General features: G+C 61.8%; 22 protein-coding genes. 8 read left to right on the top strand and 14 right to left on the bottom strand.

The genetic code is table 11. The features are described 5' to 3' along the window. Positions 1-110 precede the first annotated feature (110 nt). Positions 111-5,216: an NEL-type E3 ubiquitin ligase domain-containing protein gene (locus HX821_RS18010; RefSeq protein ID WP_177036180.1), complete on the top strand. Its 5,106-nt coding sequence runs from the start codon at positions 111-113 to the stop codon at positions 5,214-5,216. A gap of 13 nt (positions 5,217-5,229) precedes the next feature. On the opposite strand, the gene HX821_RS18015 is transcribed toward HX821_RS18010, so the two are convergent. From HX821_RS18015 to HX821_RS18055, 9 genes are read right to left on the bottom strand one after another with little or no spacing between them, the layout of a single operon-like run. Next, positions 5,230-6,201: a fimbrial protein gene (locus HX821_RS18015; RefSeq protein WP_177036181.1), complete on the bottom strand. Its 972-nt coding sequence runs from the start codon at positions 6,199-6,201 to the stop codon at positions 5,230-5,232. A gap of 36 nt (positions 6,202-6,237) precedes the next feature. Continuing rightward, on the bottom strand, positions 6,238-6,771 hold the full coding sequence (locus HX821_RS18020) for a fimbrial protein (protein WP_087692798.1): 534 nt from the start codon (positions 6,769-6,771) through the stop codon (positions 6,238-6,240). 11 nt (positions 6,772-6,782) lie between these two features. After that, the gene (locus HX821_RS18025) at positions 6,783-7,262 is read right to left on the bottom strand and encodes a fimbrial protein (RefSeq protein ID WP_134327276.1); all 480 of its coding nucleotides are present in this window, start codon (positions 7,260-7,262) and stop codon (positions 6,783-6,785) included. A 14-nt stretch (positions 7,263-7,276) separates the two neighbouring features. Beyond that, positions 7,277-7,774 (bottom strand): fimbrial protein, encoded by a 498-nt coding sequence (locus tag HX821_RS18030; protein WP_177036182.1) that lies wholly within the window; start codon positions 7,772-7,774, stop codon positions 7,277-7,279. Positions 7,775-7,784: 10 nt separating this feature from the next. Continuing rightward, positions 7,785-8,366 carry a fimbrial protein gene (locus HX821_RS18035; RefSeq protein WP_003216422.1) on the bottom strand — a complete coding sequence of 194 codons (582 nt, stop codon included), beginning with the start codon at positions 8,364-8,366 and terminating at the stop codon, positions 7,785-7,787. A gap of 21 nt (positions 8,367-8,387) precedes the next feature. Next, positions 8,388-9,140 (bottom strand): fimbria/pilus periplasmic chaperone, encoded by a 753-nt coding sequence (locus HX821_RS18040; RefSeq protein WP_177036183.1) that lies wholly within the window; start codon positions 9,138-9,140, stop codon positions 8,388-8,390. Then, positions 9,137-11,749, bottom strand: a complete 2,613-nt coding sequence (locus HX821_RS18045; protein WP_177036184.1) for an outer membrane usher protein — start codon at positions 11,747-11,749, stop codon at positions 9,137-9,139. The genes HX821_RS18040 and HX821_RS18045 overlap by 4 nt, the downstream gene beginning before the upstream one ends. A gap of 16 nt (positions 11,750-11,765) precedes the next feature. Beyond that, complete coding sequence (locus tag HX821_RS18050) at positions 11,766-12,326, bottom strand: fimbrial protein (RefSeq protein WP_023659209.1); 561 nt, start codon at positions 12,324-12,326, stop codon at positions 11,766-11,768. Positions 12,327-12,377: 51 nt separating this feature from the next. Continuing rightward, a complete protein-coding gene (locus HX821_RS18055) occupies positions 12,378-12,899 on the bottom strand; it encodes a fimbrial protein (protein ID WP_023659208.1) in 522 nt (173 codons plus the stop codon). 540 nt (positions 12,900-13,439) lie between these two features. Here HX821_RS18055 and HX821_RS18060 point away from each other — a divergent pair. Continuing rightward, positions 13,440-13,988 carry a PadR family transcriptional regulator gene (locus HX821_RS18060; protein WP_003216412.1) on the top strand — a complete coding sequence of 183 codons (549 nt, stop codon included), beginning with the start codon at positions 13,440-13,442 and terminating at the stop codon, positions 13,986-13,988. Continuing rightward, positions 13,985-14,734 carry a siderophore-interacting protein gene (locus HX821_RS18065; protein WP_008435572.1) on the top strand — a complete coding sequence of 250 codons (750 nt, stop codon included), beginning with the start codon at positions 13,985-13,987 and terminating at the stop codon, positions 14,732-14,734. Before HX821_RS18060 ends, HX821_RS18065 begins: the two co-directional genes overlap by 4 nt. 71 nt (positions 14,735-14,805) lie before the next feature. Here HX821_RS18065 and HX821_RS18070 read toward each other — a convergent pair whose 3' ends face one another. Both HX821_RS18070 and HX821_RS18075 read right to left on the bottom strand, forming a co-directional pair. Then, positions 14,806-15,447, bottom strand: a complete 642-nt coding sequence (locus tag HX821_RS18070) for a Pr6Pr family membrane protein (RefSeq protein WP_177036185.1) — start codon at positions 15,445-15,447, stop codon at positions 14,806-14,808. 1 nt (position 15,448) lies between these two features. Continuing rightward, positions 15,449-15,685 (bottom strand): VF530 family DNA-binding protein, encoded by a 237-nt coding sequence (locus tag HX821_RS18075; RefSeq protein ID WP_003216406.1) that lies wholly within the window; start codon positions 15,683-15,685, stop codon positions 15,449-15,451. 378 nt (positions 15,686-16,063) lie between these two features. Between HX821_RS18075 and HX821_RS18080 the strand changes: the two genes are divergently transcribed. Then, positions 16,064-18,082 (top strand): TonB-dependent receptor, encoded by a 2,019-nt coding sequence (locus HX821_RS18080; RefSeq protein ID WP_003216404.1) that lies wholly within the window; start codon positions 16,064-16,066, stop codon positions 18,080-18,082. Positions 18,083-18,224: 142 nt separating this feature from the next. Here the strand turns inward: HX821_RS18080 and HX821_RS18085 are convergent, their stop codons facing one another. Beyond that, complete coding sequence (locus tag HX821_RS18085) at positions 18,225-20,249, bottom strand: c-type cytochrome (protein WP_177036186.1); 2,025 nt, start codon at positions 20,247-20,249, stop codon at positions 18,225-18,227. A gap of 223 nt (positions 20,250-20,472) precedes the next feature. Between HX821_RS18085 and HX821_RS18090 the strand changes: the two genes are divergently transcribed. From HX821_RS18090 to HX821_RS18105, 4 genes are all read left to right on the top strand, one after another. After that, the gene (locus tag HX821_RS18090) at positions 20,473-21,675 is read left to right on the top strand and encodes a pyridoxal phosphate-dependent aminotransferase (RefSeq protein ID WP_134327281.1); all 1,203 of its coding nucleotides are present in this window, start codon (positions 20,473-20,475) and stop codon (positions 21,673-21,675) included. Between the two features lie 147 nt (positions 21,676-21,822). Next, the gene (locus HX821_RS18095) at positions 21,823-22,077 is read left to right on the top strand and encodes a type II toxin-antitoxin system prevent-host-death family antitoxin (RefSeq protein WP_177036187.1); all 255 of its coding nucleotides are present in this window, start codon (positions 21,823-21,825) and stop codon (positions 22,075-22,077) included. Next, positions 22,074-22,328, top strand: coding sequence for a Txe/YoeB family addiction module toxin (locus tag HX821_RS18100; protein WP_087692806.1), 255 nt, complete (start codon positions 22,074-22,076; stop codon positions 22,326-22,328). Before HX821_RS18095 ends, HX821_RS18100 begins: the two co-directional genes overlap by 4 nt. 102 nt (positions 22,329-22,430) lie before the next feature. Beyond that, positions 22,431-23,135, top strand: coding sequence for a hypothetical protein (locus tag HX821_RS18105; RefSeq protein ID WP_003216395.1), 705 nt, complete (start codon positions 22,431-22,433; stop codon positions 23,133-23,135). Between the two features lie 122 nt (positions 23,136-23,257). Here the strand turns inward: HX821_RS18105 and HX821_RS18110 are convergent, their stop codons facing one another. After that, positions 23,258-24,343 (bottom strand): pyridoxal phosphate-dependent aminotransferase, encoded by a 1,086-nt coding sequence (locus tag HX821_RS18110; RefSeq protein ID WP_177036188.1) that lies wholly within the window; start codon positions 24,341-24,343, stop codon positions 23,258-23,260. Positions 24,344-24,492: 149 nt separating this feature from the next. Next, positions 24,493-25,935 carry a cytochrome c gene (locus tag HX821_RS18115; protein WP_177036189.1) on the bottom strand — a complete coding sequence of 481 codons (1,443 nt, stop codon included), beginning with the start codon at positions 25,933-25,935 and terminating at the stop codon, positions 24,493-24,495.

The following is a 25,935-nucleotide window of genomic DNA, read 5'->3' on the forward strand; positions in this document are numbered from 1 at the left end:
TGCGGATTACTGAGGGATCCGCCGCGGTTTCCACCCACTATTCAAACTTATCCGCAGCCGTGCCGGTGCATAGACTCAAGCCTTCTTTTTGAGCTCTACAGGTTGCCCCCATGGCCGACATACCCGACCAGTCCCTGCACCACGCGTTTATCGAAAACGCCCTGCCGCACTGGCTGAAAACCACCTCGCCACTCCGCCTGCGCGCACTCAACGACGTCGCCCACCAAGGCATCCGCCACTATCCCCATGCCAGCGCCAGCCAGCATCAAGCGCTCAAGCCCGCGATCGCCGCACACTGGCAGCAGCAGGCTGCGATGGACCAGCGATTCCAGGCATTGACCGACGTGTATGCCTTCGCCGAACCGCTGCTGAAAAATGCCTTGAAGGCCTATGGCGAGATCGACGTCAGAACCACCTGCCTGCGGCTGTATGCCAGCGCCAAAGTTGCCTGGTGGGTGCACGATTTCAATCGTGGGGAGCAAAGCAAAACCCTGTCGCTGCTGGACGTCGCGCTGGCCAACTTTGCCGCCTCGGACACCTTCGTCGACTACGCCTTCCTGTCCGCCGAAGACCCACGCGGGCAGCGGGATACACTGACCTTGCGCCACTCCATCACCGGCGCCGTATTGACCGCTGAACAGTTCAAGCACATCTGCCGCACCCTGGACCTGGGCGCCCGCTACCAGAAAAGCCTGCGCCAGGCCCTGGGGTTCTATGACCCGGCGGTGACCCGGGCCGTGCGCCTGCAGATGATTGCCACTCAGAAGACTGCGCTGGGTACGGCGGCGCACCTGGCCTTGATCAACCGGGACATCGACGCCGATGCCCACGGCGCCGTGCTCGACCTGATCGCCGGCCGCGTCGCGCTGCTGGACGGTCAGGCGCTTGAATGCCATACCCTGAGCCTGATGAACACGGCATTGACCGGCATCCTGTTGCTGTTTGTCCCGCAGCCCACCCGGCCCGTCGGCAAGGTGCTGGTGTACATCCCCGCAGACCCCGAACACCCTCTGAAGCAATACCCTTCGCCTGCGGCCTTCCTCAGCCACCTCACGGAAAAACTGCGGGACAGCCAGCGCTACCAGACCTTCTTCAGCCAGTTCATCGACCACGCCAGGCGCGGTGAATTCTTTGCCGGGCTCAATACACGCTTGAGCCGTGTGCGCTGGCATCAAACCGCCCACACCGACCCGCGTCCCAGCTGGCGCGACACCCCGACCACCCAGCCAAACCTGCAATTCAGCGTGCAGGCTATCGGTGACGATCACGTCAATCGCTCAACGCTCGCCGCCGAAAATGACCTGTGGAATTACCAGTACCGCCTCAAGTTGAACAAGATCGTCAACGATGCCCTGGACATCGCCGTGCCCACCGCCACCGCCGACCGCCACGCGCGCTGGGCCTGGTGGGACAACCTGGAAAAAATCCTCGGGGATATCTTCAATGCGGCGCTGCTGGTGCTGACGCCCTTCGTGCCGCTGCTGGGGGAAGCGATGCTCGCCTACAGCCTGTACCAGATCACCGACGAGGTGTTCGAGGGGATTGTCGATTGGGCCCAGGGGCGTGGTGCCGAGGCGGCGGAGCAAGTGGTCGCGGTGGCCGACAGCGTGATCCAGTTTGCCTTGTTCGGTGCTGCCAGCCAGTTGGGCCATGTCGCACGGCTCAAGCTCAGCCCCTTCGTCGAAGGCTTGCGCCCGGTGGTGCGGCCCGACGGCAGCACGCGCCTGTGGCACCCGGATATTGCGCCCTATGCTGTGAAAAACCTCGACCAGCCGCCCATTGTCGACGGCCTGCACACCCATCGGGGCAAGCAGATCCTCGCGCTGCAAGGTGCTCACTTCGAAGTGCAGGCAGACCCTGAAACCGGCGACACGCGTATCGCTCACCCGGAGCGCGCCAACGCCTATCAACCCCTGGTGCGGTTCAACGGCGACGGCGCCTTCGTACATGAAGCCGAGCAACCGCGCACCTGGGACAGCGCCACGCTGATGCGCCGCCTGGGGCCGCGCACGGCGCCCTTCAGCAACCAGCAACTGCAGCAGATGCAACGCATCAGCGGTGCCGACGACGGTGTGCTGCGCAACCTTTACGTGCAAAACCGGCCGACCCCGCCGCTGCTGGAAGCGACCCTCAATCGCTATGAAGCCCAGCGCGCTGCCACACAGACCGTGCACACCATTCGCGCCGGCGCACCGCTGCCGCTGGATGCGACGTCCGCCTGGTTCGAGCAGACCATCACCGAGCTGCCGGGCTGGCCCCAAACCAAGGCATTGGAAGTGTTCGTGCGCTCGGACAAGAGCGGTGACTCCCACAAGTACGCCAACCCGCAGGCATCGCCGGCCGACACGCTGCAATTGAGCCTGGCCGAGGTGATGTCCGGCGAGTTGCCGGCGCGGGTGCTGGAGTTTCTCGATGAGCCGTCGATCAGGCACCTGCTGGGCGGCGACGTGCCGCAAGCACTGCGCGTGCAAACCTTGCGCGATCAACTGGCGGACTCGGTGGCGCGCCAGACCGGTGACATCGCCGACTACATCCATCAGGCCCGCCAGGTCAGCGCCGATCCCCATGAACGCCGTTTGCGCGAACAGGTCAGCCCGCTGGACCGGCCGCTGGCCGACACCCTGCTGGCCGGCACAACCCCGGCCGAACGGCAAACCCTGGACCACCACGTACCGCTGCGCCTGCTCAATCAGGCCAGGGAACTGAGCTTCGCCCAGCACAGTGTCCAGGCCTACGCGGGGTTCTTCCCGCCCTGGGCGATCACCGAAGGTACCGAGCGCCTGGTGCTCAATACCCTCAAGCGCTACAGCGATGGCTTTGGCGACCTGCACCTGCAAATCCGCGATCGCCTGGTCAGCGGTACGCTGCGTTGTGAAGCCGGGCCGGCCGATGCTCGCCGGCGCCGGGTGCTGGTGCGCCAGAACGACATGGGCTACGAACTGTTCGATCAGCAGGGCCAGCGCCTGCATGGGCCGGATACCCTGTATGAATGCCTGTTGCGCGCGCTGTCCGAAGCGCAGCAACGTGAACTGGGCTACCGGCCCGGCCAGGGCGCCGGGCTCAAGCATTGGCTGATGGAAACCCTCGAACCCCTGGCCGAACGGCGCCGGGTGCTGGCCGAGCCACCGCTGCGCAGTACGGCAGATGTGCAGACCACCACCCTGCTCGGCGGCGCGGCCCTCGGCGGGTTGCGCCGCGCCCAGGAGCACCTGGGCCAGGCCCGCGCCCGGGAGGTGCTGGCCAGTCTGTTCCCGACCCTGGAGGAGGAACGCCTGCAGCGGTTCCTCAATGAGATCGGCCCGGGGCTGAACAACGATGTCCTCAATCGCCTGGTCCTGCAGCGGCACAACCTGTACCGGGAGCTGGAGCAATGGAAGCGCCTGCCCGGCCCCCATCCCAAAAACAGCCGCATGGCCCGGGAGGAAACACTGCGTAAAAATATCATTGCGCACAAACTCTATCGCTGCTGGGAAGACCGCCTCGCCGAGCACCGCGACGACTTGGGCCAGGTGCAGAGCGGCGCGAGCCTGGACCTCAGCGCCCTCGACCTGCCCGGCAGCCTGCCGCTGCTGGGCAATGGTTTCGAGCACGTCACCCAACTGAAGCTGGCCAACTGCATGTTCAACGACAGCCAGTGGCCCTTTCTGCAGGCATTCCCGTCCCTGCGGGAGCTGGACGTCAGTGCGAACGAACTGACGCGGCTGCCCGAGCCCATCGCCAACATGCGCTACCTGCGCGACCTCAACCTGGGGGAAAACCAGATCACGCTGCTCAACGGCGACGTTGCGCGCCTGAAAAACCTCAAGCACCTGCGCAACCTGAACCTGTACCGCAACCCGCTGACGCAGCCACCGAACATCTCGAAAATGCCGCACCTGCGCCGCCTGTTCCTGAGCCGCACCCCCATCACCCAATGGCCCACCGGGCTGTTTGCCCACCCACGGGAGGAGGGTTTCCTGCTGGACCTGAGCCAAACCCGGATTGATCATGTGCCAGCGCTCATGGCCGATAGCGCCGAGGCCCGGACCGTCGCCCATACCCGCCTGGACCGCAACACCCTGCTCAACGACCAGCGCCTGCTGTACGAGCAGTACCGCGAAGCCGCCGGACTGGACCCCAACCGCAGCTATGAACCCCGTGGAGAGAGCGGCCCGTGGCTGGAACGGGTCAGGCCGCCGTTACTGGGCAGGCGCCAGGAGCTGTGGCAAGCGGTGGAGCGCGAGCACGGCTCCCAGGGTTTGTTCGAGGTGATCAAGGCCCTTGAAGCGCCCGACTTCTTCCAGCGGCCCCAGGACATGGACACCTATTGGGACAATCTTGAAACGTTGCGCGAGCGCGTCTGGCGTTTGCTGGAGGCGGCCCACAACGATACGGCGCTGCGTGAAAAGCTGTTCAAGATGGCCAGTTTTCCCGGCCTGTGCGCCGACGGCAGTGCACAGATTTTCAATGACCTGGGCATCGAAGTGCTGGTCAGCGAAGCCCAGCGTTACTCCGCCTCGGCCAGCGAGCGCGAGGGCAAACTGGTGACGCTGGCAAAGGGCAATGCACGGCTCAAGCAATTGAACCGCATCGCCAGCGAGGACATTGCCCATCGGCTCAAACCCGAAGCCGAAGGCGGCCTCGGCCAATGGCTGCGTTCGCAACGACGGGAGGGCGTGATGGGTAACGTGGACGACGTGGAGGTCTACCTGAGCTACCAGACCTCCCTGGCCAAGCGCCTCGACCTGCCCTGGCTGTCGGAACACATGCTGTACCGCGACACCGGCGACGTAAAACCCACGCAGATCGAACAGGCCTACAGCACGGTGCTGGAGCTGGGCGAAGGCGATGGCCTGGTCAACCAGATGTTGCTGGAGCCCTATTGGGAAGAGTACCTGCACGACCACCACCCGAACACCCTTGAGGCCAATGCCCGGCATTTCGACGAACAATGCGCACGCCTTGATGAACTGCAGGAAGCCCAGGCCAGGCTGGCCCAGGCCAACGGCTTACCCGCCGAGCAGAAGGAAGCGTTGAGGCTCACGCTGATCGGCCTCGCCGACGCCCTGGGTGTACCGCACCCGCAGGTGCTGACCGGGCAACCCATGACGGACGACAGCTACAACCTGCTGCTCAACGAACTGGGCTACCGCGAAAAACAATGGATGCGCGAGTTGACCCACCAGGCTTTGGAACGCCACAGCCAACAACGTAACCGCGTCACGCGCCAGGTCTGACCGTATGGGTGTGTCATGGCACCCCCATTACCAGTACGCCGCTGCCGTTCAACGGCCCCTCGACAGGCAGGGACCCCGCCTGCTTGACCAGGGCGAACGTTACAACGTCGCTCCCGGAACTGTTGGTGATACGGGTCAGGAACGAGCCATTGACTCGAACCGCAGCCCCCTGACGGACAAGGGCCGTGCCCACGTTCGGATTGCTCATCACCAGCGCATTGGCGTTGAACGAGGACGGCGTGCCTTTGTAGGTAATGGTGATCGGCGTGGTAATCCCCGGGTCCGGGCACCGGTAGGTGAGCGTGCGATCGGTACGAACGGTGGTTGATACGGGGTCGGTGCCTATCGCCCTCTGGTGCACGTTGCCGAAGTTGATTTCGATCGGTTGGTTATTGTTGATCGTGCACGACGACGGGGAGATGGTGAAGTCGTTGTTGGCGATGTACGTAAGCTGCAGGCTCGTGGAAAAGGAATCGTAGTTGTTGGTCTGGTCGAGACGTAACACGCCCAGAGTGTCACCTATTCGAATGTCGATCGGGTTGGTCGGGTTGTTGCGGATCAATATATAAGGGATGACATCGATCGGGATCGGAGACGTATTGTTAGGCATGGTCGCAATCCTGATACCCGCCTGGATAGGCGTGTTCCAATAACTGCCATTGATACGCAAGCCGGTCGTCTGGCTGACGAACTTCGGACCAGGCGACCAGGCCGGGCCGATCCTCGTCCCGGTGGCCCAGTAGTCCTGCCGTCCATCCGGGGTATAGCTGTCCGGTTCAAACCGGCATTCGATCCTCACCCCGGACAGGAGAATGCGCGGCTCATTCACCTCCAGCCGCACATTCACCGGAACCTGCAGGTTCAACGTCCCGCCAATGCTCACCCGTTGCCAATTGCCGCCATTGACCCGGCAATCAGCCGCTTTCACGGTCGTCGTGACGCCAGCCAGGGCAAGCAGCACAACGGCTCCAAATAGTCGTTTCATGTTGTTCTCTTTCATCCCATGCATAACGGTTTACCGTTACGGATAATCCAGCGTAAACGTCGAAGTCACACGGTAGCTGCCGTGCCCGATGGTCTTGTCCCGCAGGGCATCCGGCTCACCCTGCACATAGGCCTTGAGCAGGATGACGTTGTTGCCGGGGCTCAATTTCTGCTCGTCGCCGACCTTGTTCACCGGCACCGGCTTGTCGCTCAGTGTCTCCAAACCCAGCCCGATGCCAGAGGCACCGCTGCCACCATCCAGCGCAAACAAACCGGGCAGCGCGCGGTTTTCCGCACCGTTGAACAGGATGGTCACCGAGTCGCTGATGGTGGTATTGCAGTCATCCAGGTGCAGGGTGAAACGTTTGCCCACTGAGCGTGTGTTGATGTAGAGGTGCTTGCTGGTCAGGTCCCACAGCTCCAGGGTGATGGCTTCATCGCCCGGGCGGATGGTGCAGGCCTGTTCCACCAGGTTGCCCTTGAACCTCAGGTTGTCCACCGCCTGCGCCGTGGCCGCCAGGCCGAAGGTCAGCAGCAGGACCAGCCCCTTATGAATCATTGCGTGTCGCATACACTCGACTCCTACTGGTATTCAGCCAACAGCGTGGCCACCGCCGTGAACCCTTGGGCCTTCAGGACCGAACCCGGCCGTTTGACCGGCACCACTTCCAAGGTCGGCGGTGCCGCCAGGCTGATGTCCAGCGGCGTGTTGAGGCGAAACGGCGCGTTGTTCTGGTACAGCCGAATGCCCAGGTCAGGCGCAGTGGTCTGCAGGGCCGCGTTATCAAAGGTTGTCTCTGCGCCCTTGACGCTCAACTTCAACAGCCACGGCAGCGTGGAGGCGCCGCAGCGGATGGTGTAGCCGACGGCCCTGCGATATTTCACGCCATCGACACGCTTGGTGCCGACATCCCCGAAATCGACTTCAATCGTGCTGCCCGAATCAATCGTGCAGGGCGGCGGCTCGTTCAGCGTTCCGTTGAACGTCAGGTTGGCCGACGCAGCACTGAAAAAGCCGAAGCAACACAAGCCGAGCAACGTTCGCTGTGGCCAACATTTCATTGATCGTTTCCTCATTATTGGTACTCGATCACGAGGGTGGCGGCGGTCGCAAATGCCCCGCCCGTCAGCGTGCTGCCTGCGCGCTTGACCGGCACCGCCTGCACGGCCGGAAAGGTCGGATGGGTAAACCTGAGCGGCGTGTTCAGCGGCCAGTCCGCCCCATTGGCGAAGAGTTTTATCCCCAGGTCGGTCTTGGGGGTCGAGAGCACTTTGTTATCAAACCCGGCTGCCGCGCCCTTGAGTTCCAGGGTCATCGCGTTGCTGTAAACGGGAGGACTGCAGGTGACGGTATACGGCACGTCCCGTCGATAATTCACGCCATCAATCCGTGACGTCAGCAGGTCATTGCCGAACGGCACATTCAGTGTGCCGCCGCTGTTAATCACGCACGGTGGAGGTGCAATGATGGTCGCGCGGATCGTCAGGTTGGTATCGGCCTGCACGCCCTGGCTGACCGCCCACAGCAGTCCCGCACCGATAAAAATGGCCCACGGGCCGGTTAACCTGGTCATTGTTCTGCCCTTACTCATAATTGAGCCTGAAATCCACCACGGCCCGGAATGCACCGCTGGTCAGGGGTGCCGGGGTGCGCGTGGGCTGGACGTTCCAGGTCTGCGTGTTGCGGCCCAAGGGCAAGAACAATGGCTCCCCCCTTGAACCCAGCTGTACATCGCGCCCCTGGGAATCGGTCAGGCGCAGGCCCATCCCGGTGATGCCTTGCACCTTGACCAGCCGTGAATCGTCGGCATCGGCTGGTGCGATGAACGCCACCGAGAGCACCGGTTGATAAGCACTCCATGTCAGGTTCCCCGTGCGCTCACTGGCGATGCGGCCGGCGGTGCGCCGGCAATCCTCGAACAGCAGTTGAAAGGCCACGGAGGTCGCCTGGTCACCCGGCCGTTGCAACTGGCTGGCCGACACCGGGCCCAGGTCGATCGTCTGGTGCAGGGATGCCATCTCCAGGCTGCAGGGGGTTTCGTGCATGGACCCGAGAATGTTGAGCATCCCGACCATGCCCTCCACATCCTCGTCATCCGCGGCGTGCGCCGGCCCCATCAGGGCCAGCAACAGACCGCCCAAGACCTTCACTGTGTGCAACTTCATGACGTTCTCCGGCAGCAGGCACTACTGATTGGCCACAGACAGTTGCGTGTTCACCTTGCATGTCTCGCCACTGCAGGTGAACGCCAGCAGCGGACGGCCACCGTAATCATTCACGTAGGACAAATAGGGGGTGGTGCCGAGCTCCTTGGCAATCGGCCCCAGGGCCTGCGTGCCTTTGGGCGGGACCATCACCGGCTCGAAGCCCGGTATGGTCTTGCCGTCCTTGCTGCTGCGCGCATCCACCAGGGTCACGTAGTAAGGCGTGGGGTTATTCACCTGGTAGTGATCGCCTTGCCGGGTAAGGGTCAGCTTTTCCTGCCATGGGTTGGACAGGTCCTGCTGGGTGGGGGTAATTGCCTGCGGCCGGTAAAACAATTTGATCCGGGTTTGCAGGGCGATTTGCAGGGTGTTGGGCTTGTCGCTGCGCGGCGGAATTTCCCGCAGGTTGAAGTAGTAGACCGTCTCTCGATCCTGGGGCAGCGATTTGGCGGCCGGCAACGCCTGGACTTTTACCTGGCTCTGCTTGCCGGGCTCCAGGCGTTGGACCGGTGGCAGCACGATCAACGGCGAGGTGATCTTGTTGCCCTCTTCATCCTCGATCCAGCCCTGGGCCAGGTACGGCAACTGGGGGTTGTTGTTGGTGATGTTGACGCTGGTTGCGTCTTTGCCACCGTCGAAAATCACGCGGGTACGGTCCAGGCCGACAGCGGCGTTGGCGCTCTGGCTCAAGACCGCCAGCAGCAGTGCATAGGTAAAACGTGTGCTGTGTTTCATGAGGATGGGTTCTCCATAGTGTTTCGCTGGCCGGTCAGGGTGGCTGGCTCGGGTGAGGCTTGATCGACGGCTACCCTCTGGCAGCGCAGTTGCAGGGCATCGGTGAACGCATCCGTTGGCAACTCGACGGGCAGCGTCAGGACGCAACGCTCGGTGCCGCCCCAGCTGACGATCATCTGCTCGCCGGCCTGAATGCCGCTCAGGTAGACATCCCCGCCGTCATTCACCACCCCGGTGTCCTGCTGCTTGCGGTTTTTCACCGTGGCGCCGAAGGGCGGTGCGCTGCCATCCGGCAGGCGAAGAACCGCCATGGCCTTCTGGCCGGAAATCACTTCCAGGGATCGGTAGCCAATGGCCCCCTCGGTGAGGGTCAGTTGCGTCACGGATTGAGTGGCCTCGACATCGCTGGGCAATTTCTCCAAGTCAACACTGGCCGCCGTACGCTGGTAGCTGGTGATGTCGGAGATGACCGCCTTGCCGAACGCGTTGCTGCGGGTCGGCGTGCCGTAGCCCCGCACGGGCACATCGGGCACACCGGCGGTATCGACCAGCAGCCGGGTTCCGCCGGTACTGGTGGTTCGATGCAGCGCCCCGCCGTAAGGCGTGAGCGTGCCGCCGCCACGCACGGATGCGCTGAGGGTGCGGTTATTGCCTTGTTGCGTCGTGGCGCTGAGGTCGATGTCGGCCTGGTCACCAATATGGCTCAGGTAGCCGCTGGCCGAGGTGTCGCTGGCACTGACCTGGTAGCTGTTACGTTCATCCAGGCGATCGGCGTAGCGTGTGGTAAAGCTGTTTTTGCCGCCGGCCCTGTTGGCATCCATCGACAGGGTGCCGGTGGGTCCCAATGGCAGGCTGACCGTCAGCGCTGCTCCGTTGTCCTTATATTGGTATTCATGGGTGCGATATAAATTCAGCGACAGGCTCATGTTCCTGACAGAGCCCACGTTGAAGTAACGAGACGCCGAGAGGTTCCAGCGCTGGGTGTCTGGCCGGTTCCAATAGGTTTGTTTGTTGTAGCTGGCATACACCGTGGTGTTCAGATCGCGGAACTGTTTGTTCACCGTGACCGTATACAGCGCCTTGTTACCGCCAATGGGTTTCCAGTGTTCAATGAAGTTACCGTCTTCATCGAATACGCCGCGTCCGCCCAGCTCACCATTCAACCCGTAGTGCCGAGCGTCCAGGTATTGGCTCATGCTCAAGTAGTTCTTCTCGGAGAACCGGTAACCGGCGAAGGTGACCTGGCTGTCGTACTCTTCAAAGTTCTTGGAATATTGAAGGCGGTAGGATTTGCCCGAAAGTGTCTGGTTCCACAGGCTGGCACGGGACTGGGTGACATCCAGGGAAATGGCACCGAACGCCAGCAAATCCCGGCCCGCGCCCACCGACAGCGCACGGTAGTTGTTATCCGTTATCGCACCGCCCAGCAGTGACCAACCATTGCTGATCCCCCAGGAAAACTCGCCGGTGCCGAAAAAGTCACCGTGGGAGTGGTACTGCAGGTTGGACGGTCGCCCGGCAGACAGCTTGTAACGAACCTGCCCGGGACGCGTCAGGTAGGGAACGCCTGCCGTATCGAGCTGGAATTTCTGTACCGAACCGTCCTGCTCCTCGACCCGCACATCCAGCGTGCCGGACACGGCGTCGTTAAGGTCCTGGATCCGAAAAGGGCCTGCCGCCACCAGCGTTTCATAGAGCACACGCCCCTGCTGGCTGATGACAACCTTTGCATTGGTCTTGGCCACCCCGACCACTTCCGGTGCATAGCCCCGCAGGTTGGGCGGCAGCTGGCTTTCGTCTGACTTGAGCCCGGCACCGGTAAAGCGGAAGCTGTCGAACAGGTCCGAATACAGGTAGTCCTCGCCCAACACCAGGCGTGCCTTCAGCGCAGGAATGGCGCGATATGCGTAATAGCGACTCCACTCCAGTTTTTGCCGGCTGGCCTGCGCCTCGCGGTCTTTCTCGACACGCCCTTGCCAATCCGCCCGCAGGCGCCAGGCCCCGGCATTGGCCCCGAGTGTGCCGTTACCGCTGAGGTCATTGCGCGTACCGTCACCTTTGCGGTAGCTGGACTGCGCCGTCATGTTGTAGTCGACCAGCAGCCCCGGCACCCCCTCGTCCCAACGTGACGGCGGGTCCCAGTTGATGGCGCTGTATTCCAGGTAGGCCTGGGGAAGGTTGATGTCCAGGGTGGACGTGCCCAGGTCGGCACTGACCTCCATGCCGGGCAAGCCCGTGACATCCAGGCACTGCCCGCCCTTCCACCACTTCAGCTGGTCAGCACCGGACGCCTTGAGGCCCAGTTGCTCGACAAGCTCGCGCGATAAACAGGGCACACTGCCTTTGGGATCATCATCGGGGGCAAAGAACGCCACCGATTGTTCAGATATAGGTTGGGTATTGAGCTGGACCACCATCGAGTAGGTGCCAGGCAAGATAAACCCACTGCGTGCAAACTGAGACAGGTCAATATTGGAGCGATCAATCAGATCAAGAACGTCGGTATTAAACTCAATATCCCCGGCGCCCATTGCAGTTCCAGCCAGTGATATCAACCCGCCAAAGAGGCTGGGGCGCAGCGTATTCATGACTTTCGACGTATTCAACATACACGCAACTCAATCTTCAAAAGTATTCCAACTTGAACCGCACTGCCGCGCGGTGAGCCCCTGCCAACAGCGGCACTCCGTTGCCCACCAGGCGGAGCCTGTAATGAAGTGTCATGTCGCCATCAACCACCGGCAGCAGCGCCATCGGCACTCCCGGCACACTCACCTGGCCAGCGGCGTCCTCAATATGGAAGGCAACCCCCTGCGAGGCCCCAAAGGCCGCAAAGGTGCGCCCGCCCATATCGCTGGGCCCGTCGAACGTCACGCGAAGATGCTCCCAGTCCGGCAGCGTTTCGCCGGGGCGCAGCGGGTCGGGACGCGTCACGGTGCAGTTGACCAGCCGTAGCTGGAACGGCTGCATTTGCCCCGCGCCCTCTCGCAACAGGCGGCCGATGGGTTCGGGAGGCATGTCGATGGTCTGATCGGCAGTGACCGCTTCCAGCCCGCAGGCCGAGTCGATGATCTCGCCTCCCAGCGTGACGAGCCCATCGCCTTGCACACGCGTCTGCGCGGCATCACAAGGGCTGATGAACAACGTCAATGAAGAGGCAATAGCGAGACTTATGAATGTTTTCACCTTGATCTCCCGCCAGTTTTCCCCCGCCACCAGTGGTGGCGGGGGAAACACTTACTGATAAGCCAAGGTGAAGTTGGTGACCGCGCTGAAATCACCAGGAACGATGTCGCCTGTCGCCTGGCCTTGTACGTAGGCACCGAACTGCAGGGTGTTATTACCGGCAACAATGGCCTGCGGAGTGGTTGGCACGCCCAGCTCAATCGCTTTGCCGCCGTGGGTCATCATGATGCCGATGCCGCCCGCGCTGCCGACCGTGCCGATGCCGCCAGGCACAACGCTGGACGGTGCACCGGTGAAGGTAGTGGTCACGGTGTTATCGGTGAGGCCAGACAGGTCGCACCCTTCAAGCTCGATCGCCACGGGGCGGGCGGTGGACTTGCCGCCGGATTGCAACTGATGCTTTGCAATAGCGCCAAGTGCAACTGACTGATCCACAGACTCAGGCTTGATAGAGCAAGCACCCGAATGGACCGAACCGGTAAATGTAATCGTCCCGTCCGCCGCATTAGCAACAGAGATCGAACCCGCCAACAGGCCGACAGTCAACAGCGCAGCTTTTACTTTAGTCTTCATTTGCAGAGGCTCACATGTATTAAAAATCAAAACAAAATCCTGGCTAAGTTGCGCACAGGACTTAATTAACCCAGCGCCAGAACAATTTCCTGAAGCAATGGAAATCGGATGCTTTCCAATTACTTGTATTGCAATTCAGGAGTTCGTTCGAGGCCGGGCAATTATCCATTTCGATTTTGAATATGAAAGCCGGTCGATTCGCTTATTCACGTAGCCTTGTCACACCAAGACACATAGGAAAATTATGGCACTTTGCCAAAACTTTTGAATCAACCGTAAGAAACGGACTACATCAACTTAACGAGAATGATTTAGTGCAGAACAAGTCCGTAAGAATAGGATTACATATTATAAAAAACAACAGTAATTACTGGGGCACGCCAACTAACAAGTTGGCGAATATGTCGAAAGGGTCAGTGCGCTGATCGGCCCGTTTCGAGTCCCGTCTCACAAGACGCGAGATGACCGTTCGTCTGCCGGGGTTGCGGCGGCAATAAGATATATCTTACGTTGTATCTAAACCAAACGAGAGCACCCGAAATGAGAGACCATCATTCACACCGCGACCCCGGTGACAGCCGCGACGGCTTCGACAAACGTCCAGGCCGCGAGCGCGGCGGCCGTGGCCCACGGGTCTTCGCGCCCGGCGACCTGAAACTGCTGCTGCCGGCGCTGATCGCCGAACAGCCGTGCCATGGCTACGACCTGATTCGCCGGATCGAGACCCTGTTCGACGGCGCCTACAGCCCCAGCCCCGGCGTGATCTACCCCACGCTGACCTTTCTCGAAGAAAGCGAATTGATTACCGGCGACGCCGAAGACGGAAAAAAACGCTACACAATCACCGACGCCGGTCGTCTCTTCTTAAGCGAACAGGCGGTTGCCCTCGAAGGCATTCGCATGCGCATGGATGTGAGCAAACGTTCGCTGCGGGGCCAGGACCGTCCGCCGGAAATCCACGAGGCGGTGCATAACCTGCGCCACGCCTTGCATTCGCACCACGGGCGCTGGAGCCCGGAAGAAATCGTTCGTGTCGCGGCGCTGCTCAACAGCACCGCCCAAGCCATTGCCGACGGGAAAGCTCAATGAATACCCAAGCCATCCACCGCGTGACCCACGAAATCAAACGCCGCCGCCTCGAAGTCCTGCGGGTGGTCGACATCACCCCGCGCATGCGCCGCATCACCCTGGGCGGGCCGGAACTGGCGGGCTTTATCAGCCTGGGCAGTGACGATCACATCAAGCTGCTGTTCCCACAGAACGCCGCCGAACAAGCGGCGCTGGACAGCCCCGACTTCAACCTGCGCGGCGACGGCCCGCAACCCGCCATGCGCGATTACACCCCACGCCGGTACGACCTGGACATCGGCGAGCTGGACATCGACTTCGTGCTGCATGGCGATGGCCCTGCCTCCACCTGGGCCGAGCAGGCCAAGGTCGGTCAGCACCTGCACATCGGCGGGCCGCGTGGCTCGATGATCGTGCCGGATATCTTCGACAGCTACCTGTTGATCGGCGATGAAACCGCGATCCCGGCGATTGCCCGGCGCCTGGACGAATTGCCGGCGGGGCGCAAGGTATTGGCGGTGATCGAGATCGCCAATGCGGCGGAACAGCAGCCGCTGGCCAGCGCTGCCGAAGTGGAAGTGATCTGGGTGGTGCGCGGCCAGGATGACCTGCTCGAGACGGTGCAGAACCTGACGCTGCCGGGCGGTTCGCTGTACAGCTTTGTCGCCACCGAGAGCAAGCTCTCGCGCCAGGTACGGCGGGTGCTGCTGGACACGCACAACGTCAATGAGGCATTCCTCAAGGCCGTGGGTTACTGGCAACAGTGATCCCTGTAGGAGCGAGCTTGCTCGCGAAGAACCTGAGAGCGCCGCGTTAAACCAGACACACTGCGTTATCGTTAACGTTCTTCGCGAGCAAGCTCGCTCCTACAGATTTTATCCAGCCCCACCACCCCCAGAGCAATCAGCACAAACCCCACCAGAATCCCCCCGGCATTGATGAACACCTGTGGATAACCCAGGGTGTCCACGTTAATGAACGGGTACTGATACAGCCCCCACACATACCCGCGCAACAACGCATAGGCGAAGTACACCACCGGGTAAATCACCCACAGCCCGATGTGTTTGAGGCGCAGGCTGCCCTTGGGCACGCACCACCACCAATACGCGACAAATACCAACGGCATCACGTCGTGCAGCAGCTCGTCCGCCAAAAACTGCACCCCCGCAGGCTGCCACATGTGCCGCAGCAACAGGCTGTAGGCGAGGCTGACCACGACAATGCTCACGGCGATCCCGCTGCTGACCACGGGCCCAAGAAAGAACCGGCTCGCCGCAGTTGGCCGTTGCACCCACGCATGGGTCAACACCACCGCCACCAGGGTGTTGGTGAGCACGGTGAAGAAGCTGAAGAAATTCACCAGGCCCGGCAACAGGCTGGCGCCATCGACCCAGCGGTAGTAGAAAATGATGTACTGCTGCAGCGCCAGGCCGGCCCAACCGCCGAGGGCTGCGAGGCCGATAAGGTGACGTTTCACCTCAGTCCTCGACCGGTCGCTTGGTGCGCATCAACTTCACGTACAAACCTTCGACCTTCTCCCGCGCCCACGGGGTCTTGCGCAGGAACGACAGGCTCGACTTGATGCTCGGGTCACTGGAAAAACAGCGGATGTTGATGCGCTCGGCCAGGCCTTCCCATTGGTAATGCGCCACCAGCGCGGTGAGAACCTGTTCCAGGGTGACGCCGTGCAGTGGGTCTTTGTTTGTCGCGGTCATGCCGGGCCTTTTGTGCAGAAAAGAAGAAAACGAAGCCGCGCACCTTAGCGGACGGGCCGTGCGGGTGGAAGCGTTGCCTTCACTATAGGCCACTGTTCGATCGTTCCCACGCCCTGCATGGGAATGCCGAATTGGACGCTCTGAGTCCCTCGGTCGACGCAAGTTTTAACCCTGCGCAATGGTGACGCAGAGCGTCACGGCATGCATTTCCACGCAGAGCGTGGGAACGATCAGCGTGGGAGTGATCGAGCGGGGTTTGGGAAAGTTCCCCTTGGCAGGGAAAAAAGTGATGTTATATTGTAACGATAACTATCAAAGGGTATCGAATCCCTTACCGTTTTCAGCCTTCTCTTTTTGCCGTTTGCCAAGGAACGACCGATGTCCCTCTCTTCTCTCTGGCGCCTCACCCCGCTGGCCGCCGCTCTGTTGATCACCTCCCAGGCCAACGCCCTGGAACTGCAACCCCAAGTCATCACCGGCAACCCGCTGGGCAGCGAAACCCTCGCCTCGCCCACCACCGTGCTCGAAGGCGATGACCTGACCCTGCAACAAAAAGGCAGCCTGGGTGAAACCCTGAACAAGCAGCCCGGTGTGTCGTCGTCGTACTTCGGCCCGGGGGCCAGCCGGCCGATCATTCGTGGCCAGGATGGTGACCGCATTCGCCTCCTGCGCAACGGCGTGGGCGCGCTGGATGCCTCGTCGTTGTCCTATGACCACGCCGTGCCGCTGGACCCGGTCAACGTCGACCGCATCGAAATCGTGCGTGGCCCGGCCGCCCTGCTCTATGGCGGCAGCGCCATCGGCGGCGTGGTCAATACCTTCGACAACCGCATCCCCACCGAAGCCATCGAAGGCATTCACGGTGCCGGTGAATTGCGCTACGGCGGCGCCGACACCACCCGCAGCAGCGCCGGCAAACTGGAAGCCGGCAACGGCACCTTCGCCTTGCACCTGGACGCCAGCGCGCGGGAATTCAACGACCTGAAAATCCCCGGCTTTGCCCGCAGCCGCCATGCACCGCCAAGCGACGACGGTGAAGGCAAGAACGGTCGCCTCGGCAACAGCGACGGACGCCAGGACGGTGGTGCAGTCGGCGGTTCCTACACTTGGGACGACGGTTACGCCGGGCTGTCCTACAGCAACTACGACAGCAACTACGGCTCCCCGGCCGAGCAGGACGTGCGCATCCGCATGAAGCAGGATCACTACGCCTTTGCGTCCGAAATCCGCAACCTGCAAGGCCCGTTCACCTCGGTCAAACTCGACGCTGGCTATACCGACTACAAACACATGGAAATCGAAGGCGGCGAGACCGGCACCACCTTCAAGAACAAGGGCTACGAAGCCCGGGTGGAAGCGCGACACTTGCCGATCGGGCCGTTCAACGGCGTGGTGGGTGCCCAAGTCAGTCGCAATGAATTCTCGGCCCTGGGTGAAGAAGCCTTCGTGCCGCAGACCGATACCAACGCCGGCGCGCTGTTTATCCTCGAAGAAATGCAGGCCACCGAGCGCCTCAAGCTGAGCCTCGGCGGGCGCCTGGAACACACCAACGTCGACCCGGACGGCAAGGGCAACGCACGCTTCGCCAATGCCGACAAATCCGCCGACTTCACCGCCGGCAGCCTATCGTCCGGCGCGGTGTACACCCTCACGCCGATCTGGTCCCTGGCCGCCACCCTCGGCTACACCGAACGTGCCCCGACCTTCTACGAGCTGTATGCCAACGGCGCTCACGTCGCCACCGGCACCTATGAACTGGGCGACGCCAACCTGTCGAAAGAAAAAGCCGTGTCCAGCGACCTGGCGCTGCGCTTCGACAACGGCACCCACAAGGGCAGCTTCGGCGTGTTCTACAGCCACTTCTCCAATTACATCGGCCTGCTGGGCAGCGGTCGCACCTTGAATGACGAAGGCGAGGAAGACGCCGGCGGCATCCCTGAGTACAAATATTCCGGTGTGCGTGCGCGTTTCGCAGGCTTTGAAGCCCAGGATCACATCAAGCTGGGGGAAGGTGCCTACGGCAAGTTTGCGCTGGAACTGTCGGGCGACTACACCCGTGCAACCAACCTGGACACGGGTGAAGCGTTGCCCCGCATTGCGCCGTTGCGTTTGAATAGCGGCCTCTTGTGGGAACTGGATCGCTGGCAGGCGCGGATTGACGTTGAACACGCGGCGGGCCAGGGGCGGGTGCCGGATAACGAAAGCGGTACCGACGGCTACACCACCTTGGGCGCCAGCGCCGGCTACCGCTTCAATGTCGGCGGCAGCCAGTGGCTGGCGTTCGTCAACGGCGAGAACCTGACAAACCAGACCGTGCGCTATGCCAGCTCGATCCTGCGGGACATCGCCCCGGCGCCGGGGCGAAGCGTGCAGGTTGGGTTGCGCACCACCTTCTAACTGACTGCACTCGGTTAAAACTGTGGGAGCGGGCTTGCTCGCGAAAGCGGAGTGTCAGTCAATACATGGGTGACTGACTCACCGTCTTCGCGAGCAAGCCCGCTCCCACATTGACTGTGCCCACTTCGAACAGGTGGTGGGGTTAGTACCGCGCATCCACGGGCTTACCCCCCTTCGGCCAGTCCTTCACCTTGTCCGGGAAATCCGGACGAGGTTGTTGGGAGAAGTACGCTGCCACATCCACCGCCTCCTGATCCGACAACCCGCCCTGCCCCAACGGGAATTTCTCGTGGAAACCGATTGGCATGTTGCGTTTGACGAACGCCGCCGCCGTGTACAGCCGCGCCATCCCCGCCCCGATATTGAACGACTGCTCGCCCCACAACGGCGGGTACACCAACTCGCCATCCGCCCGCGTCAACCCTTGGCCATTGTCGCCATGGCACACCGCGCATTGCTTGGCGTAGACCTGCCTGCCATTCTGCATATCCGGCTTGATCGCCGGGTCGACCTTGCCCACCCCGCGCCCGGCGACTTTGTCTTCGGGCCTGGTGTTGTTTTTCATCCAGTCGAAGTACGCCACCATCGCCTGCATATCCGCCGATTCCGCTGGCAACGGCTTGCCATTCATCGAGCGACGGAAGCAGCCGTTGATCCGCTCTTCCAGGCTCACCACCTTGCCCGCACGCGGCGCATAGCTCGGGAAAAATGCCGAGACGCCCACAAACGGCGAACCATCCGCCACGGTGCCGGCGTTGAGATGGCAGCTGGTGCAGTTCAGCGAGTTGCCCACGTTATTGGGCAGCAGTTCCTTGGTCTGCAGGTGCAGGCGCATGCCGCGTACCACCTGATCGGCATTCGGCGCCGCCAACAATTCGGCCAGGCGTGGGGTTTCAAACGCTGAAGAGTCGGTGGTGACCGGGTTGAGCTGGCCGCGCATTTTCTTCACTTGGGCAGCCGTGACAGGCGTACCTTCGTTGCCCCAACTGCTGCGCACGAAACTGAGGATTTCAGCGATTTCCTGATCCGCCAACCGCGCAAACCCAGGCATGGTGTAGATCCGTGGATGGGCTGCGGTCTCGGCGGTTTCCCAACCGGTGAGGGTGATGTGTAGCAGTGACGTCGGGTTGTTCGAGGCAACGCTCGGGTTGCCGGCCAACGGCGGGAACAGCCCTTTCATCCCGCCGCCATCGCTGCGGTGGCAGTCACTGCAAAACTGCATATAGCCCAGGCCACCACGGCTGGTGAACAAGTCCTTGGGCGGTGCGGCGGGTTCGTGGGCCACGGCGGGCATCGGCAGGTCGTCCTTGCCCGGCGGCAGGGATTTGAGATACGTCGCGATGGCGGTCAAATCGGCATCGGTGAAGTGTTGGGTACTGTGATGAATCACATCCGCCATGTTGCCCGCGACCGTGGCAAAGCGGTTCTGCCCGGTCTTGAGCAATTGCACGGTGTCGTCCACCGTCCACAGGTTGCGCAGGCTCAAGGCGCGCCAGTGCTCGACAGTCTCCCCGGCCAGGTAATGCCGGCCACTGCGGCCCGCGTCGCTCAGGGCTTTTTCCTGGAAGGCGATGCCGCGCGGGGTGTGGCACGAGCCGCAGTGGCCCAGGCCCTGGACGAGGTAGGCGCCACGGTTAAGCACGTCATCCTTCGCCGGGTCCGGCACGAATGGTTGCTTGTCGAGAAACGCCAAATTCCACAGCGCCAGGCCCCAGCGCTGGTTGAACGGGAAGCCCATCTCGGCGTCCAGGTTGGGTTTGTTCACCGCCTCCACGCCCTGCATCAGGTAGGCGAACAAGGCGCGCATGTCGCCTTCGCTCATCTTCGCGTAGGACGGGTAAGGCATCGCCGGGTACAGGTTCTGCCCGGCCGGCGTCACGCCTTCACGCATCACCCGGTCGAACTGCTCGAAGGTGTACTGGCCGATGCCGGTGTCACGGTCCGGGGTGATGTTGCTCGAATAGATCGTGCCCATCGGCGTGCCCAGTTCCAGCCCGCCGGCCATCTGCGCGCCTTGCCTGGCGGTGTGGCAGGCGATGCAGTCGCCCAGTTGGGCAACGTATTTGCCCTGTTCGATCAGCGTGGGGTCGGCTTCGTTGGCGTGCAGGGGAAGGGACAGGCACAGCACCACCCCCACAAGGCCCAGACGTGACAGGGGAAAAATCATCGCACTATTCCTTTAATAACCCGGCCTGGGGCGGTCCCCTCGGCGCAGGTCTGCAATCGTTTTTATTGGGTCATCAGGCAGATAACCGGGGCATGGCCAGCCCCAGCTTCGTTGTAGCGGATTTTTTGCGCGCGGCCCTTGATGTGGATCAGGCGGCATGTTCTACAGTGGAACTGAAATTGACTAATTGACGCGGGCATCGATGTCGGCGAGGAGAGCAAGGATGCGTTATTCACCCTTTGTGGGGCGCATTGGCGGCGAATCCGTCAGTGCCTGGGATATTCACTACGCCGCCGCCGAAGCCCAACTGCGTGGCGAAGACGTGATTGTGCTCAGTGTCGGCGACCCGGATTTCGCCACACACAGCGCGATCTGTGAAACCGCCGTGGACGCCCTGCGCGCCGGCGACACCCACTACACCCCTGTGCTCGGCCGCCCGAAACTGCGGGAATCCATCGCGGCCCGCCAGAGCCTGCTGCAAGGGATTGCGGTGCACGCCGACAATATCGCCCTGGTCGCCGGCGCGCAGAATGGCCTGTTCGCGGCCTGCTTGTGCCTGTTCAGCCACGGCGATGAAGTGCTGGTGCCAGAGCCGATGTACCTGACCTACGAGGCCTGTGTCCAAGCCTCGGGGGCACGCATTAGAACCGTCGAACAACCGGCCGCCAACGGCTTTCGCCTGACCCGTACCGCGCTGCAAGCCGCGATTACCGACAAGACCCGGGGCATCGCCCTCGCTACACCGTGCAACCCCACCGGCAATGTCTACTGCCGCGAAGAGCTGGAAGCCGTCGCCGAAGTGGCACGCGCCCACGACCTGTGGGTGATTTGCGATGAAGTGTATGGGCAGCTCATCTATGACGATCAACACCTGAGCATCAGCGCGTTACCCGGCATGGCCGAGCGCACGGTGGTGCTCAACAGCCTGTCGAAAAGCCACGCCATGACCGGCTGGCGGGTTGGCTGGGTGGCCGGCCCGCCCACATTGATCAACCATCTGGAAAACTTGCTGCTGTGCATGATTTACGGCCTGCCAGGGTTTATCCAGGCGGCGGCGCTCAAGGCACTGGAACTGGATGAGGCCTTGGTCAGCGATGCCCGTGCGGTGTATCGGCGCCGGCGTGACCTGGTGGTGAACGCGTTGAGTGCGATCAGCGAGCTGGACTGCCGAGTCCCCCAGGCGGGCATGTTCATGCTGGTGGACGTACGCCGCACCGGGCTCAGCGGCCGGGAATTCGCCTGGCAACTGTATCGCCAGACCGGCGTATCGGTGCTTGACGCCCAAGCGTTTGGCCCCAGCGCCGAAGGGTTTGTGCGGGTTTCGTTTACCGTCGCCGATGACACCCTCAGGGAGGCTTGCCAGCGCATTGCCGGCTTCGTCGAAGGGCTTGGGGCCGACGCCGCGCCTTTACGTGATCGCCGATAACAGGTAGCGGCTGTACCAGGAATTGGGCTACGAAAAACGCGCCTTCGAAATGGGCAAGCGCCTTGGTTAAATCAACCGTTGGTAAGATGCCCCTTGATGACCTGTACGTATTTCTGTACGTTTCAGCCATTAAGCGAGGACTCAATTATGGAAACTATCAACTACACCCATGCACGGGCCCATCTCTCGGACACGATGGATCGGGTAAACGAAGATCGTGCCCCTCTGTTGGTGACCCGGCAAAAAGGTGAACCGGTGGTCATGATCTCTCTCTCAGAGTTCAACGCTCTTGAAGAGACGGCCTATCTGCTGCGCTCTCCCAACAACGCGGAACGCTTGATCAAATCGATCAACAGCCTGCGAGCCGGAAAGGCCAAGCCGAGGCAGTTGGTTGAAGAATGAAAATACTCTTTACGCCTGAAGGCTGGGACGACTACCTCTGGTTTCAACAAAACGACAAAGCTGGGCTCAAACGCATCAACTTACTGATCAAATCGATCCAGCGTGATCCTTTTGACGGCGTTGGCAAACCAGAACCACTCAAACATAACCTCAGTGGTTTCTGGTCCAGGCGAATCACAGCGGAACATCGTCTGGTGTACGGGATTGAGGAGGGTGAAATACAGATCCTCATGTGTCGCTATCACTATTGACGCCATTTACCGTCAGGATCCTGCCTTGACCTGATCCCCCTCCCCGCTGAAAATGCGCGACGCTTTTCCCGTCTCCCCGTTTACTGAAGTAGTGAAATTTCAATGTCTGATTCCCGCACCGAAGAATCCGTAGTCGCCTTGCAATCCAAAGCTGAATACGAAAACGCCATCAATCTTTCACAGCACGTGCCGGCGGCCAAGACCATCAGTGAAATGGTGCTGGACGCGTTCCACACCTCCAAGGAAAGCGACCAGATCCGCGAGCTGCGCGTGGCCATCCGCCAGGCCCACGACGCTTTCGACGACGACAAGGCCTACGACCTGATGGGCGAGCTCAAGCAGCTCAAGGACGCCGAAGCCGCCGACAACGCCGCCCTCGAAGACCTGAACAGCAAGTTCTCCATCAGCCGCATCCTGTCCAGCTTCAAGGACGACCCGGAGTTCCAGGAGCTGGTCTACGGCCTGGCCCTCAAGGTGCTGAACCAGACCCACCAGGCCATCAGCAACCCGAGCGCCGGCAAAGGCAAGGCTTCCCGCCCGAAGAAGGAAGTGGAAGTGTTCGCCATCAGCAAGGACGGCATCAGCGTCACCCTGCCGCTGCGTTCGCCGCGATCCAAGCCGAACGTGGACCGTGAGGCGTTTGAATTCCTCGGCTTTACCTTTGTCGGTGAAGGTGACGAGGCGGAACTGGAAGTTGAAACCTTTGTGGATAACTCGGGCGCCGAGCAGCCACTGACGCGTAAAAGCATCATCACCGCGCTGCAGCAGCAGACGGCGTTTGAGGGCTACAGCATCGCCCAGCAGTAACTCGATCTAAATGTGGGAGCGGGCTTGCTCGCGAAGACGGTGGGTCAGTCACGTATGCATTGACTGACACTCCGCTTTCGCGAGCAAGCCCGCTCCCACATTTGACCTGCGTCGCAGCGAATTCAGCCTACGACTTGAGCCGCAAACACCTCGCGAAACCGCTGCATCTCATCAGCGTTGCCCACGGTGACCCGCACCCACTGCGGCCAGTTTTGCCACACGCGCCCTATCTTCACGCCCTGCTCGCCCAACCGCTCGATGACCTGTTCCGCCGGACGGCGCACATCAATCATGAAGCAGTTGCTGTGAGACGCCGTGCAGGTGAATCCGCGGTTTTTTAGCCAGGCCACCGTCTCATCCCGCAACCGGGTATTGAGCGCCTTGCGCGCCGGCACCAGTTGCGTATCCGCAAGGCTGGCGCGGGCGGCCAGCAGGCTGGCGGCCGCCGGCACGTTGTCCCCGCCAAACACCGCCAGTTGTTCCAGCAGCTGCGGATGACCGATCGCAAGCCCCAGGCGTGCGCCGGCCAGGCCATAGATTTTCGAGAACGTGCGCAGCACCAGCAAGTCATCATGGTCCTTGACCCACGCCACACAACTGGGTGCGTCACTGAAGTCGATGTAGGCCTCGTCCACCAGCAAAATGCTGCCCTGGGGTTTGCGCGCCAGTGCCTGTTCGATGGCCTTGGCGGGTGTGAGGGTGCCGGTGGGATTGTTCGGGTTGCAGAGGTAGATCAGGCCGGGCTGGCGGTCCACGGTGAGCATGGCGGGAAGGTCATGGGCGTGATCGGCGGTGAGGTCCACTTCATGCACCCTGGCCTTGCACGACTCGGCTGCCTGGCGCGGAACTTCGTAGGAAGGCGTGGCCATCACCAGGCTGCGGGTTTCGCTGGTAAACGCCAGCACCGCGTAGCGCAACGCAGCCATGGAGCCGGCGAACACCGCCACCTGTTCCTCCAGAATGCCCTGCTGTTTGGCAAACTGTTCGACCAGCGCGTACATGTCCGGGTACGGGTAGCGCCCCGAGGTGGCGATGCCGCGCTGCATGGCCTGCCGCGCAGCCGGCGACGGCCCGTAGGGGCTTTCGTTGTAGTTGAGCAGCACCTCGGGCGCCGCCACGGCGGGGCTTGCCTCAGCCCAGTCCAGGCGACCCAGCAACGGCAAGGCCGCGCCCAGTGCGATCAGGGAACGACGACTCACGTTGACCATGAAGACCTCTCCTTGTCGGCTCGCAGCTTCAGGTGCGGGATTCGCCCCCGTTCCTGCAATTGGGTATGACGAGGAAAACAGCCGGTGATTTACCCAACCAACAAAAAGCCCCGCACTTCATACCGAAGGCGGGGCTTTTGCGTTTCCGGCTAGTTGGAATGAAAACGCCGGTTCAACGCGATCCGCTTGGCCTCCACTGCCCGCAGGTGTTGGTGGTGACGGCGCCACAGCAACAGCACGATGATCAGCAACAGCACCACCAGGCCACCGCCCCACAGCAGGTACGGCATGGCCGTGATCAACAACGGCGCATCCCCACCGCGACGCAGGCTGGTGACTTCTTCGGAACTGACGCTCAGCGCCGGGTTGCCGAAGGTGTGCAGGCTGTAGTTGGCGATGGCGGCGATTTGCGCGTCGTTCAGGTCACCGCCCAGGGCCGGCATGCTCACGGCGCCGTCGGCACCTTTGCGGTCGATGCCCGCGATGATCGCCATCACCAGGTTGTTGGCCTGGTTGCCGTTGAGCGCGGTGTTGAGGCTCAGGGACGGGTAGAACTTGTCAGCCGAGCCCTGGCCATCGCGGCCGTGGCAGCTGGAGCAGGCCGAGTTGTAGAGGCGTGCGCCATCCAGGCCAGTGGCATCGGCCAGTGAGGCTTGATCGCCCTGGCCGGTTTCCAGGGTGCTCATGTCCACCGGCTTGACGTCACGCACCACCCGCTCGGTTTGCCCGGGATCGCGGATCGGCGGCACGCTGTGCAGGTAGGCGGCCATGGCATGCAGGTCGCTGTCGCTGAGGTAGCGGAAGCTGTTTTCCACGGCTTCGGCCATGCCGCCCGCGGCTTGGGCCTTGTCGGCGAGGTGACCGTTTTTCAGGAAGTTGACCAGGTCATCTTCGCTCCAGTCCCCCAGCCCGCTGACCTTGTCGGAGGTGAGGTTGGGCGCGACCCAGCCACCCAGTTTCGCACCGGCCAGGTACTGGCTGTTGTCCTCGGCCATCAAGGCATTACGTGGGGTGTGGCAGGCGCCGCAGTGGGCGAGGTTGTCCACCAGGTACTGGCCACGGCTGGTCTGTTCGGTGGCGCCGGGCTTGGGCACAAAACCCTGGCTGTCGAGGAACACCAGGTTCCAGCCGAACATCAGTTGGCGGATGTTGAACGGGAACGCCAGGTGCGTTTCCGGCACCGGCTGGTCCACGGCTTTGACGCCCTGTTGCAGGTACACATACAAGGCGTGGATATCGTCATCGCTCATACCCTGGTAAGAGGTGTAGGGCATCGCCGGGTACAGGTGCTGGCCCTTGGCGTTGATGCCTTTGCGCAAGGCGTCCGCCAGTTGTTGCTCGGTGTAGTCGCCGATGCCGTAGGCCTTGGACGGGGTGATGTTGCTGGAGATGATCTTGCCCATGGGCGAGTCGATCACATACCCGCCGGCCAGCGGCGCGCCGCCATTCTCGGCGGTACGGTGGCAGGCTTCGCAGTCGCCGGCACGGGCGACATACGCACCTTTCTGGATCAGCGCGGCAGTGTCTTCAGCGGCAAACACCGGCAACGCGGTGAGCAGCAAGGCCAGCAATGGAAATTTAAGCAATCCCAT

Source organism: Pseudomonas sp. B6001, from assembly GCF_013386015.1.
Classification (GTDB): Bacteria; Pseudomonadota; Gammaproteobacteria; order Pseudomonadales; family Pseudomonadaceae; genus Aquipseudomonas.